Origin of the sequence: Paracoccus sp. M683 (genome assembly GCF_007096355.1) — a bacterium.
Classification (GTDB): Bacteria; Pseudomonadota; Alphaproteobacteria; order Rhodobacterales; family Rhodobacteraceae; genus Paracoccus.
On sequence record NZ_VKDF01000005.1, the window covers coordinates 160,031 to 184,192 of the forward strand.

At 63.8% G+C, this 24,162-nt stretch carries 21 protein-coding genes, 1 tRNA gene and 1 other RNA gene; 15 read left to right on the plus strand and 8 right to left on the minus strand.

From position 1 onward, the window contains the following. The first annotated feature begins 72 nt into the window (after positions 1-72). The gene (locus FNJ84_RS11115; protein WP_143793201.1) at positions 73-2,520 is read left to right on the plus strand and encodes an FAD-dependent oxidoreductase; all 2,448 of its coding nucleotides are present in this window, start codon (positions 73-75) and stop codon (positions 2,518-2,520) included. A 332-nt stretch (positions 2,521-2,852) separates the two neighbouring features. After that, positions 2,853-3,254, plus strand: a complete 402-nt coding sequence (locus tag FNJ84_RS11120; RefSeq protein ID WP_143793202.1) for a hypothetical protein — start codon at positions 2,853-2,855, stop codon at positions 3,252-3,254. A 253-nt stretch (positions 3,255-3,507) separates the two neighbouring features. Here FNJ84_RS11120 and FNJ84_RS11125 read toward each other — a convergent pair. Then, positions 3,508-3,582 (minus strand) — tRNA-Glu (locus FNJ84_RS11125). A gap of 114 nt (positions 3,583-3,696) precedes the next feature. Continuing rightward, complete coding sequence (locus FNJ84_RS11130; RefSeq protein WP_221931968.1) at positions 3,697-4,644, minus strand: AEC family transporter; 948 nt, start codon at positions 4,642-4,644, stop codon at positions 3,697-3,699. 82 nt (positions 4,645-4,726) lie between these two features. Between FNJ84_RS11130 and gatC the strand changes: the two genes are divergently transcribed. The 8 genes from gatC (at position 4,727) to rpmG (ending at position 9,791) form a co-directional block, all read left to right on the plus strand. Further along, on the plus strand, positions 4,727-5,014 hold the full coding sequence (gene gatC / locus FNJ84_RS11135) for an Asp-tRNA(Asn)/Glu-tRNA(Gln) amidotransferase subunit GatC (RefSeq protein WP_143793204.1): 288 nt from the start codon (positions 4,727-4,729) through the stop codon (positions 5,012-5,014). Then, positions 5,011-6,495 (plus strand): Asp-tRNA(Asn)/Glu-tRNA(Gln) amidotransferase subunit GatA, encoded by a 1,485-nt coding sequence (gene gatA / locus FNJ84_RS11140; RefSeq protein WP_143793205.1) that lies wholly within the window; start codon positions 5,011-5,013, stop codon positions 6,493-6,495. Before gatC ends, gatA begins: the two co-directional genes overlap by 4 nt. A gap of 46 nt (positions 6,496-6,541) precedes the next feature. After that, positions 6,542-7,102, plus strand: a complete 561-nt coding sequence (locus FNJ84_RS11145) for a hypothetical protein (RefSeq protein ID WP_143793206.1) — start codon at positions 6,542-6,544, stop codon at positions 7,100-7,102. Next, entirely contained in the window at positions 7,099-7,545 is a 447-nt protein-coding gene (locus tag FNJ84_RS11150; protein ID WP_143793207.1) for a cupin domain-containing protein, read from the plus strand. The genes FNJ84_RS11145 and FNJ84_RS11150 overlap by 4 nt, the downstream gene beginning before the upstream one ends. Beyond that, positions 7,542-8,231: an N-acetylmuramoyl-L-alanine amidase gene (locus tag FNJ84_RS11155; protein ID WP_143793208.1), complete on the plus strand. Its 690-nt coding sequence runs from the start codon at positions 7,542-7,544 to the stop codon at positions 8,229-8,231. Before FNJ84_RS11150 ends, FNJ84_RS11155 begins: the two co-directional genes overlap by 4 nt. 313 nt (positions 8,232-8,544) lie before the next feature. Beyond that, positions 8,545-8,922, plus strand: an RNA gene (gene rnpB / locus FNJ84_RS11160) — RNase P RNA component class A. A gap of 102 nt (positions 8,923-9,024) precedes the next feature. Continuing rightward, entirely contained in the window at positions 9,025-9,495 is a 471-nt protein-coding gene (locus FNJ84_RS11165; RefSeq protein ID WP_185968496.1) for a PAS domain-containing protein, read from the plus strand. Positions 9,496-9,623: 128 nt separating this feature from the next. After that, entirely contained in the window at positions 9,624-9,791 is a 168-nt protein-coding gene (rpmG, locus tag FNJ84_RS11170; RefSeq protein ID WP_011750518.1) for a 50S ribosomal protein L33, read from the plus strand. 157 nt (positions 9,792-9,948) lie between these two features. Here the strand turns inward: rpmG and FNJ84_RS11175 are convergent, their stop codons facing one another. From FNJ84_RS11175 to FNJ84_RS11190, 3 genes are all read right to left on the minus strand, one after another. Continuing rightward, on the minus strand, positions 9,949-11,214 hold the full coding sequence (locus FNJ84_RS11175; RefSeq protein WP_255471172.1) for a Hint domain-containing protein: 1,266 nt from the start codon (positions 11,212-11,214) through the stop codon (positions 9,949-9,951). Positions 11,215-11,625: 411 nt separating this feature from the next. After that, positions 11,626-12,375, minus strand: a complete 750-nt coding sequence (locus FNJ84_RS11185) for a Bax inhibitor-1/YccA family protein (protein ID WP_143793211.1) — start codon at positions 12,373-12,375, stop codon at positions 11,626-11,628. Between the two features lie 133 nt (positions 12,376-12,508). Beyond that, positions 12,509-13,477 carry an NADPH:quinone oxidoreductase family protein gene (locus FNJ84_RS11190; RefSeq protein ID WP_255471173.1) on the minus strand — a complete coding sequence of 323 codons (969 nt, stop codon included), beginning with the start codon at positions 13,475-13,477 and terminating at the stop codon, positions 12,509-12,511. Positions 13,478-13,654: 177 nt separating this feature from the next. Between FNJ84_RS11190 and FNJ84_RS11195 the strand changes: the two genes are divergently transcribed. The 5 genes from FNJ84_RS11195 to FNJ84_RS11215 all read left to right on the plus strand — a co-directional run bounded on the left by FNJ84_RS11195 (position 13,655) and on the right by FNJ84_RS11215 (position 21,034). Continuing rightward, on the plus strand, positions 13,655-14,014 hold the full coding sequence (locus tag FNJ84_RS11195) for a helix-turn-helix domain-containing protein (RefSeq protein ID WP_143793213.1): 360 nt from the start codon (positions 13,655-13,657) through the stop codon (positions 14,012-14,014). A 108-nt stretch (positions 14,015-14,122) separates the two neighbouring features. After that, positions 14,123-14,911 carry an inositol monophosphatase family protein gene (locus FNJ84_RS11200; protein ID WP_143793214.1) on the plus strand — a complete coding sequence of 263 codons (789 nt, stop codon included), beginning with the start codon at positions 14,123-14,125 and terminating at the stop codon, positions 14,909-14,911. A gap of 40 nt (positions 14,912-14,951) precedes the next feature. Next, a complete protein-coding gene (gene mgtE / locus FNJ84_RS11205) occupies positions 14,952-16,343 on the plus strand; it encodes a magnesium transporter (RefSeq protein ID WP_143793215.1) in 1,392 nt (463 codons plus the stop codon). After that, positions 16,340-16,882: a 5-formyltetrahydrofolate cyclo-ligase gene (locus FNJ84_RS11210; protein WP_221931969.1), complete on the plus strand. Its 543-nt coding sequence runs from the start codon at positions 16,340-16,342 to the stop codon at positions 16,880-16,882. The genes mgtE and FNJ84_RS11210 overlap by 4 nt, the downstream gene beginning before the upstream one ends. A gap of 507 nt (positions 16,883-17,389) precedes the next feature. Further along, positions 17,390-21,034 carry a vitamin B12-dependent ribonucleotide reductase gene (locus FNJ84_RS11215; RefSeq protein WP_143793216.1) on the plus strand — a complete coding sequence of 1,215 codons (3,645 nt, stop codon included), beginning with the start codon at positions 17,390-17,392 and terminating at the stop codon, positions 21,032-21,034. Between the two features lie 171 nt (positions 21,035-21,205). Here FNJ84_RS11215 and FNJ84_RS11220 read toward each other — a convergent pair whose 3' ends face one another. The 3 genes from FNJ84_RS11220 to FNJ84_RS11230 form a co-directional block, all read right to left on the minus strand. After that, positions 21,206-22,225, minus strand: coding sequence for an LLM class flavin-dependent oxidoreductase (locus FNJ84_RS11220; protein WP_143793217.1), 1,020 nt, complete (start codon positions 22,223-22,225; stop codon positions 21,206-21,208). A 119-nt stretch (positions 22,226-22,344) separates the two neighbouring features. Then, complete coding sequence (locus FNJ84_RS11225) at positions 22,345-23,223, minus strand: lysophospholipid acyltransferase family protein (RefSeq protein WP_143793218.1); 879 nt, start codon at positions 23,221-23,223, stop codon at positions 22,345-22,347. Continuing rightward, complete coding sequence (locus FNJ84_RS11230; RefSeq protein WP_143793219.1) at positions 23,220-24,101, minus strand: DMT family transporter; 882 nt, start codon at positions 24,099-24,101, stop codon at positions 23,220-23,222. The genes FNJ84_RS11225 and FNJ84_RS11230 overlap by 4 nt, the downstream gene beginning before the upstream one ends. Positions 24,102-24,162 lie beyond the last annotated feature (61 nt).

Sequence of the window (24,162 nt, forward strand, 5' to 3'; positions counted from 1 at the left end):
AAAATGAAATTTGCATATTGATATTTCATTTTGATCTGAGATGCTGGGATTGCGCTTCAAGGAGGCCGTCCCATGCCCGACCTGCCCAAATCCGCCCGCGTCGTCATCATTGGCGGCGGTATTTCCGGCTGTTCCGTCGCCTATCACCTTGCCGAACTGGGCTGGACCGACATCGTGCTTCTGGAACGGCGTCAGCTGACCTGTGGCACGACCTGGCACGCCGCCGGGCTGATCGGGCAGTTGCGCGCCAGCCAGAACATGACGCGGCTGGCGAAATATTCCGCCGATCTTTACCGCCGGCTAGAGGCCGAGACAGGCCTTGCCACCGGATTTTCGCAGCGCGGGTCAATAACGGTGGCTTTGACTGCGGCGCGGCACGAGGAGTTGCGGCGTCAGGCCTCGATGGCGCGGGCCTTTGGGATCGAGGTGAACGAACTGGCCCCGGCTGAAATCAAGGCCATGTATCAGCATCTGGAAACCTCGGATGTGGTGTCGGGGGTGCATCTGCCGGGGGACGGGCAGGCCGACCCAGCCAATATCGCGCTGGCCTTGGCCAAGGGCGCGCGGATGCGCGGGGCGCGGATCGTCGAGGGGGTCAAGGTCACGCGCGTGACCACCGACCGGGGCCGCGTGACCGGCGTTGACTGGCAGGCGGGCGATGAACGCGGCCATATCGTCGCCGCGATGGTCGTCAATTGTGGCGGCATGTGGGGCCGGGATCTGGCCGCCGCCAATGGTGTGACCCTGCCGCTGCATGCCTGCGAGCATTTCTATATCGTGACCGAGTCCATCCCCGGCCTGACGCAACTGCCGGTGCTGCGGGTGCCGGACGAATGCGCCTATTACAAGGAAGATGCAGGCAAGATCCTGCTGGGTGCCTTCGAGCCGGTGGCAAAGCCCTGGGGCATGAACGGCATCCGCGAGGATTTCTGCTTTGACCAATTGCCCGAGGATATCGACCATTTCGAACCGATCCTTGAAAAGGCCATCGCCCGCATGCCGATGCTGGCCGAAACCGGCATTCACACCTTTTTCAACGGCCCCGAAAGCTTTACCCCCGATGACCGCTATTACCTGGGCGAGGCGCCCGAGGTCGCGGGTTACTGGGTCGCGGCGGGCTATAATTCCATCGGCATCGTCTCGTCCGGCGGGGCGGGCATGGCGCTGGCGCAATGGATGGACCGGGGCCGCCCGCCCTTTGACCTGTGGGAGGTCGATATCCGCCGCGCCCAACCCTTCCAGCGCAACCGCCGCTATCTGCGGGAACGGGTGACCGAAACGCTTGGGCTGCTTTACGCGGATCATTTCCCCTATCGCCAGATGGCCACGGCGCGGGGGCTGCGCCGCTCGCCCCTGCACGAACATCTGAAGGCGCGCGGCGCGGTCTTTGGCGAGGTGGCCGGTTGGGAACGCGCGAACTGGTTCGCCGATGCGGGGCAGACGCGCGCCTATGGCTACAGCTGGGGCCGGCAGAACTGGTTCGACAACAGCGCGACCGAGCATCGCGCCCTGCGCGAGGGCGTGGGTTTGCTGGACATGACCAGTTTCGGCAAGATCCGGGTCGAGGGGCGCGACGCGCTGGCCTTTTTGCAAGGGCTTTGCGGCAATGATCTGGACGTAGCCGCCGGGCGGATCACCTATACCCAGATGCTGAACGAGGACGGCGGCATCGAATCTGACCTGACGGTGACGCGCCTGTCCGAAACCGCCTTCCTGCTGGTCGTGCCGGGCGCGACCCTGCAACGCGATCTGGCCTGGCTGCGCCGCCATCTGGGTGATGCCTTTGCCACCATCACCGACGTTTCGGCGGCCGAGGCGGTGATCCCGGTCATGGGCCCCTTGTCGCGCGATCTGCTGGCGCGCGTCTCGCCCAATGATCTGTCGAATGCCGCCCATCCCTTTGGCCTGGCGCAAGAGATCGAGATCGGCCTCGGCCTCGCCCGCGCGCATCGCATCTCCTATGTTGGCGAATTGGGGTGGGAGCTTTATGTCAGCACCGAACAGGCCGCGCATGTTCTGGAAACCCTGCTGGAGGCTGGTGCCGATCTGGGTCTGCGCCTGTGCGGCCTGCATGCGATGGACAGTTGCCGCATCGAAAAGGCCTATCGCCATTTCGGCCATGACATCACCGACGAGGATCATGTGCTTGAGGCCGGGCTTGGCTTCGCGGTCAAGACCGGCAAGGGCGATTTCATCGGCCGCGAGGCGGTTCTGCGCAAGCACGAGGCGGGGCTGTCGCGCCGCCTGCTGCAATTCCGCCTGACCGATCCCCAACCGGTGTTGTTTCACAACGAACCGATCCTGCGCGATGGCAGGATCGTCGGCCAGATCACCTCGGGCGCCTATGGGCACAGCCTGGGTGGCGCGATTGGTCTGGGCTATGTGCCCTGCGCGCCGGGCGAAAGCGGCGATCAGATGCTGGGCTCGACCTATCAGATCGAGGTCGCCGGCGAACTGGTCGCCGCTCAGGCCAGTTTGCGGCCAATCTATGATCCGACGTCACAAAGAATGACGGCATAAAGGGGCCTGGGCGGCAGGCCGTCTGCGGAACGCCCCGCCCGAATAGAGAAGCGCCTGGCGAAAACCCGGCGCCGGAAGCCGGGCGGGCAGGGTGGCGCGCAACGGATGTGGTGCCAACTGGTATTGCTGTCAGATATGCGAAAAAAACTGAACAAAATCAGTTTACTGGCCAGGGTGTGGCCTGCGTCATTCGGTGTCGATCGGTTCAATTGATCAATTTGCCTTTCCGCGTCACGCCCGTTGCGGCCATAGTTTCAGGTGTATTTGTAGCACCGATTGATCCGTTCCCGTGGAGGCCCTTTTGAACGCCCCCTTTCAGCAGACCGAACGCCTTGGCCGCCTGGGTCGCCCCTCGACAGCAGCTTGAATCGGTTCCGGTCGGTCGATGGCTGGGCCTGTGTGCCGCAGCGGGCTGGACGTGGCTTGGCGCGGCGGTGTCTTCCTGGTGCGCTGGCGCCCAACCCGAACAGGTCTGGGCTGCATGGCGCACCTGCACCGCAGCGATAAAGCCTGTGCCGGCCTTTCATTATGCCGCGGGAAAAATGAACCCGGATCTGCTGAGTTCACGACTTATGGTGTCCGAGCAGACCATTGCCAGCAACGAAACCGACAAGGTGATGATTTGCGTCATGCTGTCGGTTGCTCCGTCACGGCCGAACGTTCACGGCGACACCCTTGTCGAGTCGCTGCAACGCTCACCTTTTCTGCTTCCGGGCGAGGTCCTGAACGGGTGAGGCGTATCCCTTGGCGACAACGGCCTGGGGCAGGATTGCCCTCTTCCTGTGACGCCCGACATCAAAGCGTCGCGCGACGTAAGCCAAGCCGGCGCACCGATATGGTGTGACAGCGCCAGCCGATGCGCCGCAGGCTTCGCTAACCTGACCTGCGCCTGAAAGGGGCGCAAAATGGCCAATCTGTCCCAAGGCCAGAAGCCAGCGAAGCGCCTGCCGAAATTTCGGCCGATAAATCAACGATTTAGGATTAAGGTGGCAGCCCGTAGGGGAGTCGAACCCCTCTTTTCAGGTTGAAAACCTGACGTCCTAACCGATAGACGAACGGGCCAGCCTTGGCGCTGTCGGGCATGGCCCGGCTGCGTGGAGCGGTGTTTAGGCGAGGGCGCCGGGGGGCGCAAGGGGGAAAATCGGCCCCTTGCGCAGAAAAATTCTTTCCTGACCTTCAGCCGGCCAGACTGGTTGCCAGCATCAGCCACAAGGGCAGGGTCAGCGCCGACAGCACCGTCTGCCAGGTGAAGCTGTCTGCATAGAATTCCGCGTCGCCGCCCATCTGCCGCGCCAGGATATAGCCGACCGATGCGCCCGGTGCCGCCGTCAGCAGCAGCCCCGAGGCGATCTGCCCGGCGGACAGCTGCATCGCCAGCGCCAGCAGAAGGAACAGGACCGGGCAGGCGATCAGGCGCATCGCCACGGCCGTCCACATGGCTGGGTCGCTTTTCCACAGGCGGCGGACCTCGATGCCGGCGCCGACGGTCAGCAGGCCGACCGCCAGCGCCCCCTGGCCCAGCCAGTCCAGCGGCGCCAGAACAGCCGCAGGCAGGCTCACCCCCGACAGGTTCAGGATCAGCCCGGCAGCGCAGCCTAGGACCAGCGGGTTTCGCATGATCTCGGCGCTGATGCGGCGCAGCGCCTGGGCGCGCGTGGGTTTCACCGCATCGGCGTTTTCCGGCGGAAAGGCGGTCAGGGCGATGATCGCGCTGATGTTGAAGGTGGGAATCAGGAACGCCATGGCGACCGCCAGATCGCTGACTGCGCCCGGCCCCAGCCCCTGCGACGCAACCGCCAGAACCAGAAGCGAATTGAACCGCATCGAGGACTGGAAGAACGAGGTCAGTCGCGGATTGCTGAGCCGCAGCGGACGACGCAGCAGGAAGCTGCTGGCACCGATGGCGAAAAAGGCCAGCGAGGTGGCCAGAACATAGGGCCCCACACCCCCAAGCGACAGGTCCGAGCGATAGATCGAGGTCAACAGGATCGCCGGGAACATCAGGCGAAAGCCCAGTTGTTCAACCCCCGGCCAGTTCGCGGGGGCGATGATCCGCCAGCGCCGCGCGCCGTAACCAAGCGCCACCAGCGCGATGACGGGCAGGATCGACAGGGCGGCTTGCATCGGCATCTCCGGTTCGGTGGCCGCCGCTTCTTGCAGCCTCGCCCTTGGGCTTGTAAACCGCCGGGCAACGAAAGGAAAACCCATGTCGATCACCGAAGATGAGGCCCGCAAGGTCGCGCATCTGGCGCGCATCCGGGTCGAGGACGCAGCCCTGCCGGCGCTGGCCCGCGAACTGAACGGCATCCTGCACTTCATGGAGCAGCTGAACGAGGTCGATGTCGATGGTGTCGAGCCGATGACTGGCGTGACCCCCATGCGCCTGAAGCGCCGCGAGGATGTGGTGACGACGGGCGAGATGGCCGACAAGATTCTGGCCAATGCCCCTGACGCCCGCGAGGGCTTTTTCGCCGTGCCGAAGGTGGTGGAATGAGCGATCTGAACAAACTGACCATCGCCGGGGCGCGTGATGCGCTGACCAAGGGCGAAACCACCTCGGTCGAGCTGACCGATGCCTGTCTGACCGCGATCGAGGCCGCGGGCGCGCTGAACGCCTTTGTCCACAAGACGCCCGAGATCGCGCGTGACATGGCCCGTGCCGCAGACCAGCGGATCAAGGCCGGCGACGCCGCGGCAATGACCGGCATTCCACTGGGGATCAAGGATCTGTTCTGCACCAAGGGCGTCGCCTCGCAGGCGGCCAGCAATATCCTGTCGGGGTTCCGCCCCGAATATGAATCGACCGTGACACAGAACCTGTGGGATGCGGGCGCGGTCATGCTGGGCAAGCTGAACATGGACGAATTCGCCATGGGCTCGTCGAACGAGACCAGCACCTATGGCAATGCCGTGAACCCGTGGAAGGCCGCGAATGGCGCGGCGCTGACGCCGGGCGGATCCTCGGGCGGGTCGTCCTCGGCCGTGGCCGCCGATCTGTGCCTTGCTGCGACCGGCACCGATACCGGCGGTTCGATCCGTCAGCCGGCGGCATTCACCGGCATTGTCGGGCTGAAGCCGACCTATGGCCGGGTCAGCCGTTGGGGCACCATCGCCTTTGCCAGTTCGCTGGATCAGGCCGGGCCGATGACCAAGACCGTGCGCGACGCGGCCATCATGCTGGGGGCCATGGCCAGCGTCGATGACAAGGATTCGACCAGCGCCGACATTCCCGTGCCCGATTTCGAGGCGGCGCTGACCGGCGATATTCGCGGCAAGCAGATCGGCATTCCGCGCGAATACCGCATGGACGGTATGCCGGCCGAGATTGACGCGCTGTGGAAACAGGGTGCCGCGATGCTGCGTGATGCGGGCGCCGAGATCGTCGATATCAGCCTGCCGCATACGAAATACGCGCTGCCTGCGTATTATGTCATTGCGCCTGCCGAGGCGTCCTCGAACCTCGCCCGATACGACGGCGTGCGTTACGGGCTGCGGGCCAGGTTGGGGCAGGGCGACGGCATCACCGACATGTATGAGAAAACCCGAGCCGAGGGCTTTGGCCCCGAGGTGCAGCGCCGGGTGATGATCGGCACCTATGTGCTGTCGGCGGGTTTCTACGACGCCTATTACAACCGTGCGCGCAAGGTCCGGGCGCTGATCAAGCGCGACTTCGACCAGGCCTATGCCGCTGGCGTCGATGCGATCCTGACGCCGGCCACGCCTTCGGCGGCCTTCCCGCTTGGGTCCATGGCCGATGCCGACCCGGTCGAGATGTATCTGAACGACGTCTTTACCGTGACGGTCAACCTTGCCGGTCTGCCGGGGATTTCGGTGCCGGTGGGGCAGGACGGGCAGGGGTTGCCTTTGGGGCTGCAACTGATCGGGCGACCCTTTGAAGAGGGCGATCTTCTGAACATCGCCTCGGTCGTCGAGAGCGCCGCCGGTTTTGTGGCCAAGCCGGAACGCTGGTGGTAGGCTGCGATCAAACAGCACGGGCAAACGGGACAGGAACGGGAACGAAATGATACGCAAGGTGATGGTGATTGGGTTGCTGGCGCTTGCCGGCTGTAACGAGCATCAGGGCTGGAATCCCAACTACCAGATGGGCCAGACGCCGTATGGCCAGTATCAGCGTGACCGTGAAGTGGCGCTGACGACCAACTCGCCCGCGCCCGCGACCATCCCGATTGCCCTGCCCGCCAAGGCACCGACGGCCGAGCAGATCAAGGGCAAGGCCCAGATGCAGACCGTTGCCGCCGATTATCGCCGTGACACGGCGGCCGAGGATGGAAAGCCGCTGCCGGTCGTGCGCTCTGGTCCTTATCCGGGCTCGACCCCGGTGCTGGTTCGCTATGCCTTTGCCTCGCGCCATCCGGTCGGCCAGGCGGTCTGGCCGCGCCCGCAGGGCGGATCGCCGGAAGCCGCCGCCAGATTCTGCGCCAGCTATCCCGATTCGGCGCGGGCGCAGACGGCCTTTCTGGCCGCAGGTGGCCCCGACACGGATCCCGCCGGCGTCGATCCCGATGGCGATGGCTTCGTCTGTGGCTGGGATCCGGCGCCTTATCGCGTCAATCAGCTGTGATCCTGCGCAAGGGCAGCGTCGCGGGGCAGCAGGTCGCGGGCTCGGCGCCGCGGGTCGAAGAGCGCTTTGGCGATGCGGCCGGGACGCGGATTCTGGGGATCAATATCGTTACGCTGGAACCGGGCCAGATGTCGGCAAAACGGCACTGGCATTCGGGCAGCGACGAATTCGTCATGGTGCTTGACGGTGTGGCAACCGTCATCGACGATGACGGCCCGGCCGAGATCGGGCCCGGCGACATGGCGATCTGGCCCGCCGCGACCGCGAACGCGCATCATATCGTGAATCGCTCGGACGCGCCGCTGCGCTATCTTTGCGCGGGGACCAATCCCGATGCGGAAACCGTGCGCTATCCCGACGATGGCGAGACGCTGCACTGGATCAGGCCTAACTGGCATGTGCTTGGCGATGATGGCCAGGTTCGTCGCAGCGGCACGGAATGACCAACCCCTCGCCGAATCATGGTGATCGCCGTGGCCAGAGCGTCGAACTGATCGTGTTGCACTATACAGGCATGGCCGACGGCCCCTCGGCCCGCGCGCGGTTGTGCGATCCCGAGGCCGAGGTTTCGGCCCATTGGCTGATCCACGAGGATGGCCGGCTTGACCCGCTGGTCCCCGAGGATCGCCGTGCCTGGCATGCCGGGGGGGGGTCGTGGCAGGGGCGCGACGACGTGAACTCCCGCAGCATCGGGATCGAGATCGTCAATCCCGGCGACCGGCCCTTTCCCATGAAGCAGATGGATGCGGTGGTGGCGCTCGTCCGCGACATCGCCCTGCGCCACGGGCTTGGCCCCCAGGCGGTCATCGGCCATTCCGACATGGCGCCTGACCGCAAATCCGACCCCGGCCCACGCTTTGACTGGCGCCGGCTGGCGCTGGAAGGGCTGGCGCTGTGGCCGGACGACATGGGGGACGACAAGGCGGGGCCTCTCGGCGGCAGCCTCGACGCCATAGGCTATCCGCAGGTTGAGCCCGAGACGCGACTTGCCGCGTTTCGGCTGCGTTTTCGTCCCTGGGCGCGTGGCCCCGAGGACGAGGCAGACCGTCATGCGGCGGCGTCGCTGGCTGCGCTGGGGGCTGCCGCCCCCGTCCTCGCCATGGGCGAGAACTCCCCCGCGGATATTTAGACACGGATGATGGATATGGATGTGATCGAGGGCGGCTGTCATTGCGGCGCGGTGCGGTTTCAGGTCCAGATCAGCTTGGAATCAACGTCGCCTGTCTGGATGGGCATAGTCCCTTCGAGGTCCCCGAACTGCCGGTGATGGAGGGGATCCGGCACCCGAAAGACGGCGGCGGTATGGCCGGAACATTGACCTAACGCCCCAAAGCCTGATTGCGGCCTTCTTCTTCATGCAAATATCCTGGGGGAGTCGCGGCACGCGACGGGGGCAAGGCCCCCATTGACCGCGCCGCCCAAGCCCGCCATATGCCAGTTGCGCGGATGGCCGGATGACCGCGTGGGCCGCTTGGCCTGCGAGGAAAGTCCGGACTCCACAAGGCAGCGGTGCCGGGTAACGCCCGGCGGGGGAAACCCCAGGGAAAGCGCCACAGAGAACAGACCGCCCGCGTTCGCGCGGGTAAGGGTGAAACGGTGGGGTAAGAGCCCACCGGGGGGCTGGCAACAGCACCCGCATGGCAAGCCCCACCGGGAGCAATGCCGAATAGGGACCTTGCGCCCCGGCGACGGGGCAGGGCGGCCTTGCCTGAAAGGTCCGGGTTGGCAGCTTGATCCCGTCAGCAATGGCGGGACCAGAGGAATGGTCATCCAAGGGGCGTGCCCCTGGACAAAATCCGGCTTACAGGCCATCCGCGCGCTGATCTGCAAGATTAACAAGAGTTTCATGTTCTTCCGTCTTCAAGCCTGCTATGGTGCCTTGGTCCGGCGCTGCCTGATCGGCCCGGCTGGGGGAGGCGATGATGACCCTGACTGCTGCTGCGAAAGATGACGTCCATATGGCGCTAGTGCCCGAACCGATGGCGGCCGGACCGGCGCATCGGATGTCTCGGGCGGGTGATGACGATCACGGGCGTCTGGTTGGTGCGTCGCTGGCTCTTGCGCTGCTTCGCGAGATTGCCGATGCCGCCTATCTGATGGATCGCGATGGTCGTGTGACCTTTATCAACGCTGCCGGGCTGCGGCATCTGGGGCGTCGCGCGCCGGCCGACCGGCTGGTCGGTCGCTATCTGTGGGATTTGTGGCCCGATGCGGCGGCCGAGGCGCTGCGTCAGGCTGTCTCCGAGGCCGCCGAGGGCGAGACCGTATCGCTGCCGGCGATTGCCTGCCCGCGTGATCAGGCCCCTGCCGTGACCTGCGTCGTGTCGCTTTGCCCGGTCGAGGATTCGGCCGGTCGACTGGCCAAGATCCTGGTTCTGGCGCGCGCCGGCTAAGCACCGCCCGTTCTGCGTTTTTTGCCGGGTTTTGCTGTTGACTCTGCCGGTCTTGACTGTAAAAGGCGGGCTTCAATCGAATTCCACGGGGCCGCCATGCGCGCGCTGCCGCAGCAGGAGCAGATGATATGGCGAAGCCGACGACGATCAAGATCCGCCTGAACTCGACGGCGGGCACCGGGCATTTCTATGTGACCAAGAAGAACGCCCGCACCATGACCGAAAAGATGACCGTGAACAAATACGATCCGGTCGTCCGCAAGCATGTCGAATACAAGGAAGGCAAGATCAAGTAAGATCGCGCCCTTCCGTTGACGAACTTGAACCGCGCCCTTCCGGCGCGGTTTTTCGTTTTGGCCGTCGGAGGGGCAATGCAGCGCCTTGGCTGAAATGGAAAAGCCGGCCGCATCGCGGCCAGCCCTGTATTTCGTAATCCAGATTGTCTGGCTTGACCTAGCCGGCCAACTGCTTGCCATGCTGCTTGTGTCGCACCGCCAGCTTGCGCGCCATCCGACCCGAGGGCAACGGACGGGCTGCGGGGGGCAGTTCAGTCACCGGGTTGCGGTCGCGCAGATCGGGAAACAGGGCAAAGATCTCTTCCCGCGCGGCCGGCCCGACGGTTTTCAGCGCCTCGGGGCCGGTATAAAGCGATTCGGTCTCGGCACCGTCAGAAACGACGATCTCGTGGCGGTCGAACAGCATGTGGAAATAGTCGACCTGTTCCAGGTCGGTCGCGATGTCGATGCCGTCCAATTGCAGCAATTGCTTGGCCGCGACGAGAACCTCGAAGGTGCCAAACATGCGTTGCGCGATCTTCGAGCGGACCAGGATCCGGTGTTGGGGCGAGACGACAAGATCGCGGCCCGGCGTGTGCTGGCCAAGCGCGCCCGCGCTGATGCGGATCGGGTGCAGGTTCGGATAGGATTTCAGATGCAGCGCGCCCAGATGGCGCGATCCGATCCACAACAGTGGCTTCAACCCGTTGTCGCGGGTCCAGATCCGCATGCCAGCGCGCAGGTCCTCGACGGGCATCGGGCCGAACTCGGTCTCGATCATGGTGCCCCGGCCAAAGCAGGGAAAGCAGGTGCGGTCGGTAAAGACGCTTTTGACGCAGAGCTCATAGCATTTTGGATTCTCGGGGAATTCGACCGATATGATGGGCTTGCTGGTCATCGCCTCGATCTCGCTGCGCGAGGCGCCCTCGGGCGGGGGCATGATGAACGTGTTGCCCTGATCGTCCTGCATGACGCGAACGGTCGTCACAATGGTCGAGGTGGTGCCGTCGTCATTCAGCACCGTCACCTCGGTTCCGCGCACCAGAAAGCTGGTATCGACCTTGTAATCCTGACTGTCGCCAGAGGCGGAATGGGTAATGGTTTCGGAATAACGCGTATTGTCGTGGTTGATGACGCCGTCGCCATTGCGGTCGTTCATCGTCACCTGCTCCAGATCGCGATACAGCGGATCATCGGCATTGCCATAGGTCTGGCCGCCAATCGTGCCGACGGCCCGCTCGGCCTCCCAACTGCGCTCGTTCACGTCCATCTCGGGCAGCTTGCCGATATAGATCATGTTCTCGCAGCCCGGCCCATCGGGGCCGCAGCAGCAGTCATCGTGCCCGCCGCCACCATGCCCGCCGCCGCCATGGTTGCCACCGCCATGGCCGCCTCCGCCAAAGCGCGTGGCGTCACCTTCATTCGAACCGTGATTGTTGCTCATGATAAAAATACACTCGTTAATGCCAATTGGGGATGACCCCGTTCCAATGAACCGGACCCGTCATCCACCCATCGGCCTGGCGATCCGGTGCCCCTGAATTTGGCACCCACCTGAACCAGTCGGGAGAAGCCGGGTGACAGCCCCTCTGGTCCCTGGAAACCAAAGAGCGGCGATCGGCTGCCTTAGGGGCAGAACAACGACAAAGTTAACGGGGCCGCAACGGCGATTTCCAAACTGCGAAGTTTAAAATATTAAAAATCAATTGGTTATAATAAAATACAATCTAAGATAGGCAAAAATGTGTTAACCTTACCTGATGGTTGAGCAAGGTTGCGCCGAACTGAAAGGTGCAAATGAACAAGGCCGGGCTGATGGCCCGGCCTTGTCGATTCGGTTCAGTTGGTCCTGCGATCACTCGCGCGACTGGCCCATGAATTGCAGCAGGAACATGAACAGATTCAGGAAATCCAGATACAGCTGCAAGGCGCCCATGATGGCCGACTTGCCCAGGAAATCACTGTTCGAGCTGGCCAGAGCCAGATAGGTGTTCTTGATGTTCTGCGTGTCATAGGCGGTCAGCGCGGCGAACAGCAGCACGCCGATCGCCGAGATCGCGAATTGCATCGCCGATGATTGCAGGAAGATGTTCACCACCATCGCCACGATCAGGCCGATCAGGCCCATCATCAGGAAGGTGCGCATTCCCGACAGGTCGCGCTTGGTCGTATAACCGTAAAGCGACAGCCCCGCGAACGAGATCGCGGTGATCAGGAAGGTCTGCACGATCGAATAAGGCGTATAGACCAGGAAAATCGAGCTGATCGACAGGCCCATCAGCGCGGCGAAGGCGTAAAACACCATGGTCGCGGCCCCGGTGGACAGCCGGTTCAGCGCGGCGCCAAAACCAAAGACCACCAGCAGCGGGGCAAACATGATCACCCATTTCAGCGGCGAGCCATAAATCGCATAGCCCAGCTGGGTTGCGGTGCCGTCGGGGCCGACGGCCAACGAGCTGACGCCCCAGGCAAAAGCGGCTGTCACCGCCATGCCGATAGCCATCAGGCTGTAGACCTTGCTCATATAGGCCCGCAGGCCTTCGTCGATCGCCGCCGAGCGGGTCGCACTGCCCGTTCCGGTTCGGATCGTGTTGAAATCTGCCATCGAAATCTCCCTCAGCGAAGGCGGGACATGGCATGGCCATATCCCAATCAGTCATGTCGGAATATTGGCAGAGTTGGTCGACATTTCAATGCTGCAACCGCCTGAAACGCCGCTCTGACCGCTAAAATTCGCGTCATTCGATCCGTATGATCACCTTTCCGGTGGTCTTGCGGCTTTCCAGCAGGCGATAGCCCTCGGCGATCTGATCCAGACCCAGAACCTCTCCGGCATGGGGGCGCAACTGCCCGGCGGCATACATGTCGAACAGCTGGGTCAGGCTGTCGCGCAGGGCCTTCGGATCCAGCAGGCGATAGCCGCCCCAGTAAAAGCCGTGGATCGCGATGTTCTTGACCAGCGCGTGATTCAGCGGCAGGCGCGGCGGCTTGCCACCCGCAAAGCCGATGACCAGGAACCGCCCGCCACGTTTCAGCGCGCCAAAGGCGGCCAGGCCCGGCTCGGCCCCGACCGGGTCATAGACCAGATCGACCCCGCCCAGATCGCGCAGCGCCTGTTTCAGGTCGGGCGTGGCATCGCTGTCGATCATCTCATCCGCGCCGGCCTCTGCCACGACGCGCAGCCGGTCGGCCCCACGGGCCACGCCGATGACGCGCGCGCCAAGGGCACGGCCAATCTGCACCGCTGTCAGGCCGACCCCGCCCGCGGCGCCCAGGACGACCAGCGTTTCGCCCGCCCGCAGCCCGCCGCGGCCCACCAGCGCCAGATGGCTGGTGCCATAGGCCACCTGGAACCCCGCCGCGTCCTCGAAGGTCATGACATCGGGGATACGCAGGCAGGCCTCCGGCGGCACGGCGATCACCTGGGCCATCGTGCCCCGCGCCCCCACGGCGACGCGGTCACCCGCCGCCAGCCCGCTGCCCGGCGGCGCGGCGATGACCTCGCCCGCGCCTTCCAGGCCGGGTATGAAAGGAAAGGGTTCGGCCTCTTGATACTGGCCCCGGCTTTTCAGGATGTCGGCGAAATTCAGCGCCGCTGCCCGCATCCGCACCAGAACCTGACCCTCGGTGGCGACCGGCGCGGGCACATGCAGCACCTGTGGCAGTGATTCGGTTTCGGGAACCTGAGCAATTCGAATGTCTTCCATCATCGCTTTCCAATATTGTCCATTTGGACAAGTGCGCGGATGTCCGCGCGCGAACAGTTGCAGTTTGCGCAGCTTCTGACCTGTCTTTTTGGTCAGGAACGGCAGGGAGGGCCATCATCGTTGTCGAAAAACGAGCCGGGCTGGGCTACTGCCCTCATAGATTGAGTGAGGTGACTTATGAAGCACGGTGTAGATGTTCATGTCGGCAAGCGTATCCGTCATCGTCGGTGGATGATAGGTATGACACAACAGCAGCTGGCCGAGGCTGTGGGAATCAAATTCCAGCAGATTCAGAAGTATGAGACCGGGATGAACCGGGTTTCGGCTTCGCGTCTGTGGGATATCGGGCTGGCGCTTGAGGTGCCGGTCAGCTTCTTCTTTGACGGGCTGCACGAAGACGTGGGCACGGCCGAGATCGAAGGCGATATCCTGGGCGACAAGGAAGCGCTGCAACTGGTGCGTGCGTATTACGCCATGCCGGTCGCACAGCGCCGCCAGATCTTCGAACTGGCGCGGGTCCTGTCGGACGCCGCCTGAAAGCGCCGCGGCACATCTGATGATTAGGGCGCAGGCAACAGCGCCCTTCATCTTCCAAGATGCTGTCGCATGAATTAAGCCAGCCACGTATCCAGAACGGAGCGGGGCATGGCAGACAGCAACGACGACATCATTGTCACCGCGCATCTGATGGCGGATGCGGCCCGCGCCGCGATCCTGCCTTATTTCCGCGCCGGTGACTTGCAGTCAGACAACAAGCGACAGATCGGGTTCGACCCGGTGACCGAGGCCGACCGCGCCGCGGAACGCGCCATGCGCGCCGTTCTGGCGCAGCGGCGGCCCGGCGATGCCATCATCGGCGAAGAATATGGCGACAGCGCCGGCAGCAGCGGCCTGTCCTGGATCCTCGACCCCATCGACGGCACGCGCGCGTTCATCAGCGGCGCGACAAGCTGGGGTGTCCTGATTGGCCTGGCCGATGCATCTGGTCTGATCTACGGGATCATCGACCAGCCCTATATCGGCGAACGGTTCGAGGGCGGTCTGGGCGTGTCGCGACTGACGGGCCCGCGCGGCGAACAGGCCTTGCGCGTCCGGCGCGGCGTGGCGCTGGACCAGGCGACGCTGATGACCACCTTCCCCGAGGTCGGCACGGCGGACGAAGGCGCGGCCTTTCGCCGGGTGGCGGCGCAGGTGCGGCTGACGCGCTATGGTCTGGACTGCTATGCCTATGCCTTGCTGGCGCTTGGCCAGATCGACCTGGTGATCGAGGCCGGCTTGCAGCCCTATGACATCGCCGGCCCTCTGGCGGTGGTGCAGGCGGCGGGGGGCATCGTCACCGACTGGCAGGGCGGATCGGCCGAGGCTGGCGGTCGTGTCATTGCTGCCGCATCGCCGGAAATTCATGCCGCCGCATTGGATTTGTTGCGCGGCTGACGTAAATCCGCCTAGTCATCGCAGGCAAAGGGAGGCGCGCATGTCCGATCAGATTACCGAACCGGCCCCCCAGGATGACGAGGACGAGGATTTCACCCCTCGCCGCGAATTGCTGCGCCAGATCGACGAGGCGCTGGATGCCGAGGATGGCACCCGGCTGGAACAGCTGCTTGAACCGATGCATGCGGCCGATATCGCCGATATCATCGAACGCCTGACCCCGGCCGAGCGGCGCACCTTCCTGCGGCTTTACTCGATCGAGATGGACGGCGAGATCCTGACCGAGATCGACGAGGCGATCCGCGACGAGGTGATCGAGGCGCTGCCCAAAGAGGTGCTGGCAGAGGCCGTCCGAGAGATGGACAGCGACGATGTCGTCGACCTTGTCGAGGACATGGACGAGGGCGAGCGCGAAGAGATCCTGTCCGCGCTGGACGAGGCCGACCGGATCGCGGTCGAACAGTCGCTGACCTATCCCGAATATTCTGCTGGCCGCCTGATGCAATCCGAGGTGGTGACCGCACCACCGCATTGGACCGTGGGCGAGACCATCGACTTTCTGCGGGCCGAGGAATGGCTGCCCGAACAGTTCTATCACATCGTTCTGGTCGATCCGCGCCGCCATCCGATCGGCTATGTCGCGCTTGGCCGGCTGCTGTCATCGGGCCGCAGGGTCAGGCTGACCGACATCACCGAGGACAGTTTCCGCACCATCGACGCCACGGCCGACGAAGGCGACGTGGCCTATGCCTTCAACCAGTATCACCTGATTTCAGCGCCGGTGGTGGACGGTGACGACCGGCTGGTCGGCGTGATCACCATCGACGACGCCATGTCGGTTCTGGACGAGGAACATGAAGAGGACATTCTGCGTCTGGCCGGCGTGGGCGAGGAATCGGCGATCACCGACAGCGTGTTGGAAACGCTGCGGCAGCGCCTGCCCTGGCTGGCAGTGAACCTTGCGACGGCCATTGCTGCCTCGCTGGTCATTGCCATCTTCGAGGATACGATCAGCGCCATTGTCGCGCTTGCGGTGCTGATGCCCATCGTCGCCTCGATGGGCGGCAATGCCGGCACCCAGACGCTGACCGTGGCGGTGCGCGCGCTGGCCACGAAAAGCCTGTCGGGCGGCAATGTCATGCGCGTCGTCTGGCGCGAGGCGATCGTGGGCCTTCTGAACGGGCTGGCATTCGCCGTGGTCATGGGAATCGTCGCCTGGCTCTGGTTCGGCGGCGCTGCTTTGGCGGCGGTCATCGGCATCGCCATGATCGTGAACCTGGCCATCGCCGCACTGGCCGGCATTCTGGTGCCGCTGGCGCTGGAAAAGGCGGGGGCCGACCCGGCGCTGGCCTCGGGGACATTCGTGACCACGGTGACCGATGTGGTCGGCTTTTTCGCCTTTCTGGGGCTGGCCTCGGCGGTGTTGCTGTGACCCAGGCCGCGCTTAAGGCCGCCTTGCGCGCGCAGGCGCTGGCCGCGCGCGGGCAGGGCGGCGACCCGGCCGGGATAGACGCACAGCTGTCCGCCGCGCTTGCGCCTTTCGCCGGGCAGGTGTTGTCAGGCTATTGGCCCATGCGGGCCGAGGCCGATCCCCGCGCCGCGATGGCAGCGCATCCTGGGCCGGTCTGCCTGCCGGTAGTGACGGGCAAGGCCGTTCCACTGATCTTTCGTGCCTGGGATGGCGGGGCGCTGGTTGGCGGCCCCTTCGGCACCTCGCATCCGCCCGAGGATGCGGCGCTGCTGACCCCGCAGGTGCTGATCGTGCCGCTGGCCGCGTTTGACCGGTCGGGCAACCGCATCGGATATGGCGGCGGCTATTACGACCGGACCTTGCAGCAGCTGCGCGCCTTGGGGCCGGTGACTGCGATCGGTCTGGCCTTTGCGGCGCAGGAACTGCCGGCCATCCCGGCCGAACCTTTCGATCAGCCACTGGATCTGGTCGTGACCGAACGGGAATATATCAAGATCTAGCGGTCGCTTCGATGCCGGCGAATAATTTTTGCCGGGTCGCCGTGGTCTGGCTGTCACATTGCCTTCACGGATTATCGGGCCGTTTCGGGGGGGCAAATCGGTGGATAACCCTGTGGAAAGAAGGTGAATCCCCGGCGCGAAACCTGCCAATTCATTGAAATTTTAGGCTTTGTTAATTCTTCATTAAGCTTTCGAGTCGCGGCGGTGCAGCATTCGGGGGCGATGCTTGGCCATCGGCTTGTCAACAGAAAAGACCGCTCACGAGATGTAAAAAATCTGTTGAAAGCGGCGTCAAGACACGTCAGTTTGTGTGTTGCAGCCAAGGCGCACACAATATCTGGTGGCGATCCAAGATCACCAAGGGCGCGGCACGGCGGCTTCAGTATCAGAGACCGGATCAGGCTATCGGTGCCTGAGCGACCCTGCATTCGCGGGGGCGGTGGCTGGACTCGCAGTGTGTGACACGCATCCCCGGAACGGGGGGCACAGGGACAGAAGAGGGCAGGCATGAAGATCGAACGTCGTTTCACCACGGAAGACAGCGGCGCCTATGGTGACATCGAGTTTCGCACCACCGTCAGCGAGATTCGCAACCCCGATGGCAAGCTGGTTTTCCAGAACGAGAATGTCGAAGTGCCGAAAGGCTGGAGCCAGGTCGCATCCGATGTGATCGCCCAGAAATATTTCCGCAAGGCCGGCGTGCCCGCCGCGCTTAAGCCGGTGCGCGAAAAGGGCGTGCCGGATTTCTTGTGGCGTTCGGTCCCCGATGAGGACGCCTTGGCCAAACTGCCCGAAGGCCAGCGCTACAGTGGCGAAACCAGCGCGCGGCAGGTGTTCGACCGTCTGGCCGGTGCCTGGGCCTATTGGGGCTGGAAGGGCGGCTATTTCACCGCCGAATCCGATGCCCGCGCCTATTACGACGAAATGCGGCACATGCTGGCCCGCCAGATGGCTGCGCCGAACAGCCCGCAATGGTTCAACACCGGCCTGCATTGGGCCTATGGCATCGACGGCCCGAGCCAGGGGCATTTCTATGTCGATTACAAGACCGGCAAGCTGGTGAAATCCGACAGCGCCTATGAACATCCCCAGCCCCATGCCTGCTTCATCCAGTCCGTCAGCGACGATCTGGTGAATGAAGGCGGCATCATGGACCTGTGGGTCCGCGAGGCGCGGCTGTTCAAATACGGTTCGGGCACCGGCACCAACTTCTCCAGCCTGCGGGCCGAGGGTGAAAGCCTGTCGGGTGGCGGCAAATCCAGCGGGCTGATGGGCTTTCTGAAGATCGGCGACCGCGCTGCGGGTGCGATCAAGTCGGGCGGCACCACGCGCCGCGCCGCCAAGATGGTGATCTGCGACATGGATCACCCCGATATCGAGGCCTTCATCAACTGGAAGGTCATCGAGGAACAGAAGGTTGCCAGCCTCGTCGCCGGTTCCAAGGCGCACGAGCAGAAGCTGAACGACATCTTCGCCGCGATCCGCGAATGGGATGGCAGCATCGAGGATGCCACCGACCCGGCCAAGAACGATGCGCTGAAGGGCGCGATCCGTGCGGGCAAGAAGGCGATGATCCCGGAAACCTATATCAACCGGGTTCTGCAATATGCGCGGCAGGGCTTTGATTCGATTGAGTTTCCGACCTATGATACCGATTGGGACAGCGAAGCCTATATCACCGTCTCGGGCCAGAACTCGAACAACTCGGTCCGGGTGACGGATGCCTTCCTTGACGCCGTTCGTGGCGACAAGCCGTGGGAGCTTTTGCGCCGCATCGACGGCAAGGTGGCGAAAACCGTCTCGGCCCGCGAGTTGTGGGACCAGATCGGCCATGCCGCATGGGCCTGCGCCGATCCCGGCATCCAGTTCCACGATACGGTCAACGCCTGGCATACCTGCCCCGAGGATGGCGCCATTCGCGGCAGCAATCCGTGCAGCGAATACATGTTCCTCGATGATACGGCCTGCAACCTGGCCTCGATGAACCTGCTGACCTTCTATCACGATGGCCAGTTCGACGCTGATGCCTATGTCCATGCCACGCGGCTGTGGACGGTGACGCTGGAAATCAGCGTGCTGATGGCGCAGTTCCCTTCGAAGGAAATCGCGCAGCGCAGCTATGACTATCGCACGCTTGGTCTGGGCTATGCCAATATCGGCGGGCTTCTGATGAATATGGGCCTTGGCTATGACAGTGATCAGGGCCGGGCGCTGTGCGGCGCGCTGACCGCGATCATGACCGGCGTGGCCTATGCCACCAGCGCCGAGATGGCGGGCGAATTGGGCGCCTTCCCCGGTTACGACCGCAACGCCGCCCATATGCTGCGCGTCATCCGCAACCACCGCGCGGCGGCCCATGGCAAAGGCGGGTATGAGGGCGTGAACGTCGATCCGGTCGCGCTGGATGCCAAGAATTGCGCCGACAAGCGGCTGGTCGCCATGGCCCGCGAGGCCTGGGACGAGGCGCTGGCACTGGGCGAAAAGCACGGCTATCGCAATGCGCAGGCTACCGTCATCGCCCCCACCGGCACCATCGGTCTGGTCATGGATTGCGACACCACCGGGATCGAGCCCGATTTCGCGCTGGTCAAGTTCAAGAAGCTGGCCGGTGGCGGTTACTTCAAGATCATCAACCAGTCGGTTCCGGCGGCGCTGGAAACGCTTGGCTATGGCAGTGCGCAGATCGAGGAAATCGTGGCCTATGCCGTCGGCCATGGCAGCCTTGGCAACGCGCCCGGCATCAACCACACCGCACTGACCGGCCACGGCTTCGGCCCGCGCGAGCTGGAAAAGGTCGAGGCCGCGCTGGCCACGGCATTCGACATCCGCTTTGTCTTCAACCAGTGGACCCTGGGCGAGGCGTTCTGCAAGGAAACCTTGGGCATTCCGGCCGCCAAGCTGAATGATCCCGGCTTTGACCTGCTGCGTCACCTTGGCTTTACCCGCGCCCAGATCGACGCCGCCAATGACCATGTCTGCGGCACGATGACGCTGGAAGGCGCGCCCTTCCTGAAGCCTGAACATTACGTGGTCTTTGACTGCGCCAACCCCTGCGGCAAGACCGGCAAGCGTTACCTGTCGGTCGACAGCCATATTCACATGATGGCGGCGGCGCAGGCGTTCATCTCGGGCGCGATTTCCAAGACCATCAACATGCCCAACAGCGCCAGCATCGCCGATGCGCTGGCGGCCTATGAACTGTCCTGGTCCCTGGGGATCAAGGCCAATGCGCTTTATCGCGACGGGTCCAAACTGTCGCAGCCGCTGGCCGCAGCCCTGGTCGAGGATGACGAAGAGGCCGAAGAAGTCCTCGCCACCGGCAGCATCCAGGAAAAGGCCGTGGTCATCGCCGAGAAGGTGGTCGAAAAGATCATCGTCAAGGAAATGGTCCGCAGCCACCGCGAGAAACTGCCGCAGCGCCGCAAGGGCTATACCCAGAAGGCGATCGTCGGCGGGCACAAGGTCTATCTGCGGACTGGCGAATATGACGATGGCGCCCTGGGCGAGATCTTCATCGACATGCACAAGGAAGGTGCTGGCTTCCGGGCGATGATGAACAACTTCGCCATCGCGGTTTCCGTGGGCCTGCAATACGGCGTGCCGCTGGAGGAGTTCGTGGACGCCTTCACCTTCACCCGGTTCGAACCGGCGGGCATGGTGCAAGGCAATGACAGCATCAAGAACGCGACCTCGATCCTTGACTATGTGTTCCGCGAACTGGCCGTCAGCTATCTCGACCGCACCGATCTGGCCCATGTGAAGCCGCAGGGCGCGTCTTTCGACGAGTTGGGCGAGGGCGAGGGCGAAGGTCGTCCGAATGTCGCGCCCGTCACGGACGGGGCAGAGCTGAAATCGCTGACCATGCTGAAACAGATCAGTTCGGCGGGTTATCTGCGCAAGCGGCTGCCTCAGGAACTGATGGTGCTGCAAGGCGGGGTATCCAGCGCCGCCGTTGCCACCGGCATGGCCGAAAGCGCCGCCAGCTATACGGTCGGCGAGGTCGCGACTGTGACCAGCATGGATGCCCGCGCCAAGGCCAAGATGCAGGGCTATGAAGGCGATCCCTGCGGCGATTGCGGCAATTACACGCTGGTTCGGAATGGGACCTGCATGAAGTGCAACACCTGCGGCGGCACCTCGGGGTGCAGCTGATCTGACGGGGCCGGCTGCCCGGCCCCCATCTTTCCGTCAGGCGAAAGGACGCGGTTCCCCCAGGATCCGCGCCCCTATCGAAGCAGCCAGCCGCCCGGCAAGAGGCGCAGCCTGACACCAAGCCCCCCGTCGCGTGGCAGCGTGGCGGGGGGCGCCCTTTTCAGGGGTTGGTCAGCGCCAGCCCATTTCCGGCGCAACATGGGTCAGGATGCTTTCGATCACATGGGCGTTGTAGTCCACGCCCAGCATGTTCGGCACCGTCAGCAACAGCGTATCGGCCTCGGCAATCGCCTCATCCTCTTTCAGCTGGGCGATCAGCCGGTCGGGTTCGTCGGCATAGCCACGTCCAAAGACATGGCGGGTCTGCTCGATCAGACCGATCTGATCGTCATCCTTGCCGCCCCGGCCGAAATACATCCGGTCCTGATCGTTCATCAGCGCAAAGATCGAGCGGCTTACCGAGACGCGCGGCGTACCTTCATGCTCGGCCAGATCCCAGGCTGCGCGGAACTTGCGGATCTGCTTGGCCTGCTGGACGTGGAACGGCTCGCCCGTCTCATCCGTTTTCAGGGTCGAGCTTTGCAGATGCATCCCCATCGCCCCGGCCCATTCCGCCGTCGCATCAGATGCGGCACCCCACCAGATGCGCTTGCGCAAGCCCTCGGAATGCGGCTCCAGCCGCAGCAGGCCGGGCGGGTTGGGGAACATCGGGCGCGGGCTGGGTTCGGCGAAACCCTTGCCCTCCAGCAGGTTCAGGAAGATCTCGGCATGCTGGCGGGCCATATCGGCGTGATCCTGGCCCTCGGCGGGCGCATAGCCGAAATGCCGCCAGCCGTCGATCACCTGTTCGGGCGAGCCACGGCTGATCCCCAGTTGCAACCGCCCGCCCGAGATCAGATCGGCGGCGCCGGCATCTTCGACCATGTAGAACGGGTTTTCATAGCGCATGTCGATCACGCCGGTGCCGATCTCGATCTTGCTGGTGCGCGCACCTACCGCCGCCAGCAGCGGGAAGGGCGAGGCGAGCTGCCGCGCGAAATGGTGGACGCGGAAATAGGCGCCATCCAGCCCCAGTTCCTCGGCTGCAACAGAAAGCTCGATCGACTGGGTCAGCACATCCGAAGCCGTCCGCACCTGCGAGCCACGCTCGGGCGACCAATGCCCAAAGGACAGGAATCCGATTTTCTTCATCTGGTCATTCTCCGGTTCAGGGCGGCATCAGGGCCGCCAACCCTTTGACGCAGATGTAAGTTCCCGTCATGCCGGACCCAAGTGGCATTGGCCCCGCAAGAATGCGCAAGCGTTGTGCGCTATTTCCAGCGGCGGTGGATCCAGAACCACTGATCCATGTGGCGCCGCACCAGCTGTTCCAGATCGTCGTTCAGGGCCTGCATCATCTGGGCGGGTTCGCCATGTTCCAGCGGCGCGCCGACATGGACCTTGAAGGACAGGCCGTCCGGCTGGCGAATGCCGGCAATATGAACGATCAGCGCATCATTGCGCAGCGCCAGTTCAGCCGGGGTCAGCACGGTCCGCGTTGGCAGATCAAAGAACCGCAACTCGGGCGCGTCGCCCTGGTATTGGTCGAATCCAAGCGCCATCCATCCGCCGCCGCGCAGGAAACGCAGCATGGCCGTCAGCCCGGCGCGGCCACGGGGAAAGATCGGCTCGGCGATGGCACGCATGGCGGGGATATAATGGGCGTTGAAAGCCTGGTTGTTCATCGGCCGATACAAAGCCCCCACCGGCCAGCCGCGCGCCGCCAGCGCCGCCCGCATTGCGTCGTAATTGCCGAAATGCGCGCAGGCCAGAATCACCGGGCGACCCGATTTGAAGGCGGCTTCCAGCGAGGGGACGCCGGGCCCCTCCATCGGGTTGCTTTCGCGGATGCGGCTGGTGAAGGCCTCGCCCGAATAGATCTCGGCCAGCGAGCGACCGGCATTGTCGGGAACGGCGCGCACCAGGTCCTCGACCTCGGCGGCGGTCAGGTCGGGGCGGGCAAGGGCCAGATTGTCGCGGATGCGCCGGCGCCAGCCGGCAATGGGGGCAAGCACCTGCGAGAAGAACCAGCCCACCGCCGGAATGCGACTTTCATAGGGGATCAGCCGGGCCACACCCATCACCGCAAGAAAGGCGGCATTGGCCAGGCGGTCGCGCAGGGGTGGCTTTGGTTCGGTTTCGTCACTCATGGTGCTTTTCGGGCGGCGGCCGCCTCGCGCGACCAGACATAGATACCGGCCAGAACGATAATCGCGGCGCCAAGAATGGTCCAGCCATCGGGAATCTGATCAAAGAACAACCAGCCCCAGACACCAGCCCAGATCAGCCCTGTATAGCCAAATGGCGCAATCGCACCGGCCTCGGCCAGGGCGAAGGCGCGGATCAGCATGGCCTGACTGCCGGCACCAAGCAGGCCGATCAGCAGGAAGGCCCACAGATGCTGCATCGCGATCGGTTGCCAGAAGAACGGCACCACGGCGCTGGCGATGATCGTGCCGAAAACCGTGGACCACAGCAACGAGGTGGCAGTCGAGTCCCCGCGCACCACCCGCGTCAGCACGGCGCCGGCAGCATAGGTAAAAGCCCCGATCAGCGGCAGGATGGCGGCCGGCTGAAACACGCCGACCCCCGGACGGATGATGATCAGCGCCCCGAGTAGCGCCGCCCCGATGCCAAGCGCCCGACGGATGCCGATGCTTTCACCCAGAAACAGCGCCGCGCCAAGCGTGATCAGCACCGGATTGATGTCCATGATCGCCGTCGCCTCGGCCAAGCCGATATATTGCAGCGAACTGAAGAAAAGCACGACCGAGCCGATCTGCGTCAGACAGCGCAGGAATTGCGCGCCGGGCTGGCGTGTCCGCATCAGCGAGGGCAGCCGAACATGAAAGATCACCGCAAGCAGCACCATGTTTCCGGCAAAGCGCGCCCAGACCACCTGAAACGGGTGATAATGCTGGGTCAGGTATTTTGCAGTCGCATCCATCAGCGTGAAGCTGAAAACGGCCGCCAGCAGCAGCAATATTCCCGCCGACTGGTCGCCGCCCGGCCGGCGCAGGCCCTGCATCAAAGCAAATGCCCACGGGTATTTAGACGAGAAAGAAGCCCGTTCTCGCTCGTCCAAATAC